At 52.0% G+C, this 4,298-nt stretch carries 5 protein-coding genes; 3 read left to right on the top strand and 2 right to left on the bottom strand.

What is annotated here, in order from left to right; translation table 11 throughout:
* Both IK083_07475 and IK083_07480 read left to right on the top strand, forming a co-directional pair.
* Positions 1 to 292, top strand: a 292-nt coding sequence (locus tag IK083_07475) for a hypothetical protein (protein ID MBR4749391.1), incomplete at its 5' end; no start/stop codon positions are given.
* A gap of 69 nt (positions 293 to 361) precedes the next feature.
* Entirely contained in the window at positions 362 to 1,126 is a 765-nt protein-coding gene (locus tag IK083_07480; GenBank protein MBR4749392.1) for a hypothetical protein, read from the top strand.
* 282 nt (positions 1,127 to 1,408) lie between these two features.
* On the opposite strand, the gene IK083_07485 is transcribed toward IK083_07480, so the two are convergent.
* Positions 1,409 to 2,191, bottom strand: coding sequence for a hypothetical protein (locus IK083_07485; protein MBR4749393.1), 783 nt, complete (start codon positions 2,189 to 2,191; stop codon positions 1,409 to 1,411).
* Entirely contained in the window at positions 2,191 to 3,687 is a 1,497-nt protein-coding gene (locus IK083_07490) for an AAA family ATPase (protein ID MBR4749394.1), read from the bottom strand. Before IK083_07490 ends, IK083_07485 begins: the two co-directional genes overlap by 1 nt.
* Positions 3,688 to 4,050: 363 nt before the next feature.
* On the opposite strand from IK083_07490, the gene IK083_07495 reads away from it, so the two are divergent.
* Positions 4,051 to 4,298 (top strand): hypothetical protein (locus IK083_07495; GenBank protein ID MBR4749395.1); only part of this gene is annotated, 248 nt, incomplete at its 3' end.

Raw genomic sequence — 4,298 nt, forward strand, 5'->3', positions numbered from 1 at the left:
CGGCGCCGGCCACGAAAAATGGGTGAAGGAGCACTTTACCCCCAAAGCCCTGGAAGCGAGAAACGCTTATCTGAAGGGCGAAGGCAGCGAACGCACCCGGCTGGGGCGGAAGCTGGACGCAAAGGCTGCGAGGCTGATGGGGGCGCCGGTGGAGCCCGAAAACCTGCTGGAGATAGACAGAGACACCGGAAAATACAAGATCATCAGGACCATAGAGTCCGGCGACACCCCCGATACCTACAAGTTTGATACAGAGGTGCTGGAAGAGGGAACTCTGAAAAAGAAGGACTGAGCGGGCCCCCGGCTGCGCCCCTCGGGAGCTCTGTGTTCTCTGCGACAGACCGATGGAGGAAAGAAGATCATGAAAACAGCATTGAAGGCTTGTCTGAAGCTGCTGCTGGCATTTGTCATTATTCTGTCGGCGTTGATGACCATAGTATTATTCAAACAAGAGATACGCATGTATAAGCTCGATGACGGTATGGTTTGGGGTTCCCCACCGCCGCCGCGCTATGAACAAACCTTTGAGTATATATTGGACCAGTGCGCCGAAAAGGAACTGAAGGAAAGATATACGGCCTATTTGCCCGACAGGGTCGTTGCCAATGCCAGGAAATTCGGCGGCAAGATCACCAAAAAGACCTCCTTTGTGGAGAGATATTCCGTCTTCGTGCTGCTGGATCTGCAGGAATACGTGATCTTTAAGACTAAGGCATATTCCGTGTACCACAGACAGGGAGAAGCCGTCATCGACTATGAGCGCAGGAAAACCGGATGCACCCTGAAGGGAATAGAATGGTGTCCCGAAGGAGAAGACCCCGACACGTGGATCAGGGAGCGCTTCCCGGAGGGTTACCTGGCAGAGAAAAGCCGGAACGAAAGGCTGGAAAAACAGGGAAAGGCAGAACCGCTGTCGCTTACGACGGACAGAATAGCCCTGGAGATGCTGGGAGTGCCGGTGGACAGGGGACGCACGCTCACTATAGATGAGTACAATGGAGACTACGAGCTGTCGGAGGCCGCGGGAGCGTATAAAAGAATCATAGAAAAGGACGTTCTGAAAAGGGGAAGTCCGCGGGTCAGGGCCCTGTACGATGATCCGGGGCTCCTGAGATTTATTCGGTGAACCGAGGGACTGTTTTCCCTCTGCAATATCTCTGATTTTGCAGAGGGAAATCTTTTGTCCTCCCGGCGGTGGCGGGTGCTTCGCCAGCCCCGCGTGTCATCTCTGCGTAAACGGCTTATGTCAAACGCTCCGGCGTTTGGCCGTTTGCGCTTTGAGATCCGGGCCGGGATCATTTGCCGTTACCTTGCTCCGGCTCTGCCGGAGACGGCAAATGAGAACGGCCGTATAGCGGGGCGAATAAAAATGCTATCGGAGGGTCCGGCTGCGCTCTGTGAATATGCCTCAGGAGCCCGCTTGCGCCAGCAACTCGTCGAGCAGTATGTTCAGATTAGTATGTCTGCTGAGGGAGTTGGTCCCTTTTTTGATATACTCCCATGACTCTTCATAGCTCTTTCCCTTTACCGCACCCGGGTCGTTTGTGATCTTTCGGGCAAGCTCCTCCGGGGCGTTGAGATACTGCTCAGAGTATTCTTCTGCCTTTTTCACCTTCTCCAAAGGGTCGAGATTTGCTTCATGATGCAGAAAGTGATCCAGGTTTGAAGAAAAATAATACAGGCGGTAGGGTATCGACAGCTTTCTGACCTTTATCGCTGTTTTTGACGTCAGATAGTCCAGGTTCTTCTTCTTTCGCTCGTTTCGCAGTATAATTTCCCCTTTGTTTTTACACAGTATACGGTTTTCTTCGTAGCGGATCTTCGACAATCTCTTATCCTCTTTAATGCTGTTTTCCGGGACGTAGGCGCCGTCGAGATCCGTGATCTGTATTATTTCCGAGATGTCCTTCGGCAATAGCTTTTCCTCGTCAAAGAAGCTTTTCAGCAACATGGTGTAAATGTATTTTTCTATATTCGTTGGGTCGCCTATGGCGGTGACGTCTCCGCCCCTCTCTGCAATAATGTGATTGCCGCTTTCGTCCGTGGCATTTTCGGACCTGACAAGAAAACGGACATATACAGATGGGTCTGTTTGATCGTATATCTCGGATATTGCATTTCGAAGGGCTTCCAGTTCAGATTTTCCTTCGACGAGAAAAAGTTTTATTTTTCTTTTGGGCTTTTGGGCCATCAGTAAAGTCCTCCGGCTTTTTTGATGGCCGCCACTATCTTGTGCCGCTTGGTCCGGCAGTACAGCTCTTCGTCCTGCTCGTTCATGATGATCTCACGGAAATAGGTGTCTCGCAGATTGTTGGTGGCGGCGATGTTTTTCAGCCGAAAATACCTGTTCCCGGGGTTGGTGGTTGTGAAATACAAAAACTTCTTGTTGATGACCTCCAGGGGCCGCAGGTTGTGGGACGTGAATATAAACTGTCCTTTTCCCGATTCCTCCAGCGCCTGAAGTATCTCCCCCAGCAGGTATTCATAGACGCCGGAGTCAAACTCGTCTATGGCGACGGTGACCGAGGGGTCGTTGAAGGCGGCGACGATCAGGAGAAGCACGGATATTATCTTGAGTATTCCGTCGGACTCGCACTTTAAGGGCAGTTCCTTTCCGTCTCTGCGGGTCACAAACATAATGTCCGATGCCGGCTCGCCGTTAATTGCCAGTGTCCTGGATAATTCTTTTATTCCCAAAGACAGGCCCGGCACCAACTGACCGAGAACGAGACTGATGTTGTCCACTATTTGGGTCAGAATCGGAAGACCGGCATCAGCTATCGTCGTCCACTGCAGGGCTAGGTTTATCCCGGTGTTTTTCCCTATGACCGGCAAAAGAGCGTGTAATGGGTCCGGAGCGGAATACGTGTAGTCTAAAACAAACAAGTACTTTTCGGCATACAGGCTGAGCTCGACCAGCACCTTGTAGAATACGTTGTTAGCATCGTGGGCTTTGAAGAGGGCCAGGGTCTCTCTCTGAAAGATAAACGACATGGGTGTCCTGACGGCGAACTGTTTGTTGACCTCCAGATCGATCATTGCTTTTTTGCCTTTGCCGGCAAGAATTTTCCGCTTTGTGTCGGGGACGAATGCGTTATCTTCGGATGATGAGTCTATGATCAGCTGCCGTTTGGGAGAATCTTCCCACTGCAGATAAAACCTTTCGTTGAATACCTCTACTTCCTTTTCTGTTTTCGGGATCATGTCTTCAGAGATACCGCTGTAGTCAGCTCTGATCTCATCGGGTGATTTGTACCTGCTCCTCAGGCAAAAGGAATAGGTGGCTTCACGTTGTTTTCCGTCCGGGTATAGCAGCTCAAATACATATTCCAGCTGTGCAAATTCTTTGCCCACAGTGACGGAATCGCCATATTCATTCGTCGGGTTGATGAACACCAGGCTTTTGCCGGACATCAGGCATTTCAGGAGCGAAAGAGCTTTGATAAACGCTGTTTTTCCGGAGCCGTTCTGGCCGTAAATACCCAGCAGATCCGACTCGCAGCTATCCAGTCCGGACTTGAAAACGATCTCCCCGTGCTCTACGTTCTTGAAGTTGTTGAGCACGGCTTTCTTTATTCTGACGTCAGGAAGTTCCTTGGCGTGTTCTTCCGAAAAGAAGGACTGTATTTCGTATTGATTGTCAGTGGGACGATATGTCCGGATCCCTTTTCCATCCTGCAGCTTCATGATGTGCCTCCCGATATTCAGGTTCAATACTATTGTAGCCTGTATTTGCGCAGAAGTCAATAGCAAACTGTCAAAACCGTATTTTTTATTCGGTTTTAGGCGATGGGCGGCGGTTTTTCGCTGAGTTTTTGCCGAGGACCGGCCCCTCCCATTTGCCCTCTCTGTCTGCGACAGAGTAATGTAAGGGCAGACGGGCCCCTCCGGAGGTCCCTTCCCCGGAAATCTCGTAATGCTGACGCATTACACATATGCGGTTTGCGCCGGGATGACGGGAGAGGAGTGCGTCTGTTTTTCCGCCGCGTGGACCCCCCAACGGCTTTCAGCCGTCGGTCCCCCCACAGATCTCCAACGCACACTGCCGGGATGACGGCGGAGAAGGACACGGCCGTGTGCGCCGGGATGACGGCGGAGAAGGGAACGTGTCAGGGTGAGAGGCGCAAAAACAGCAGGCCTGCCGAAGGCAGGCTGAAGGAGATAGAGTGGAGCGAAGACGGCGCCGGCCACGAAAAATGGGTGAAGGAGCACTTTACCCCCAAAGCCCTGGAAGCGAGAAACGCTTATCTGAAGGGCGAAGGCAGCGAACGCACCCGGCTGGGGCGGAAGCTGGACGC

Source organism: Abditibacteriota bacterium (assembly GCA_017552965.1).
GTDB lineage: Bacteria > Armatimonadota > UBA5829 > UBA5829 > UBA5829 > RGIG7931.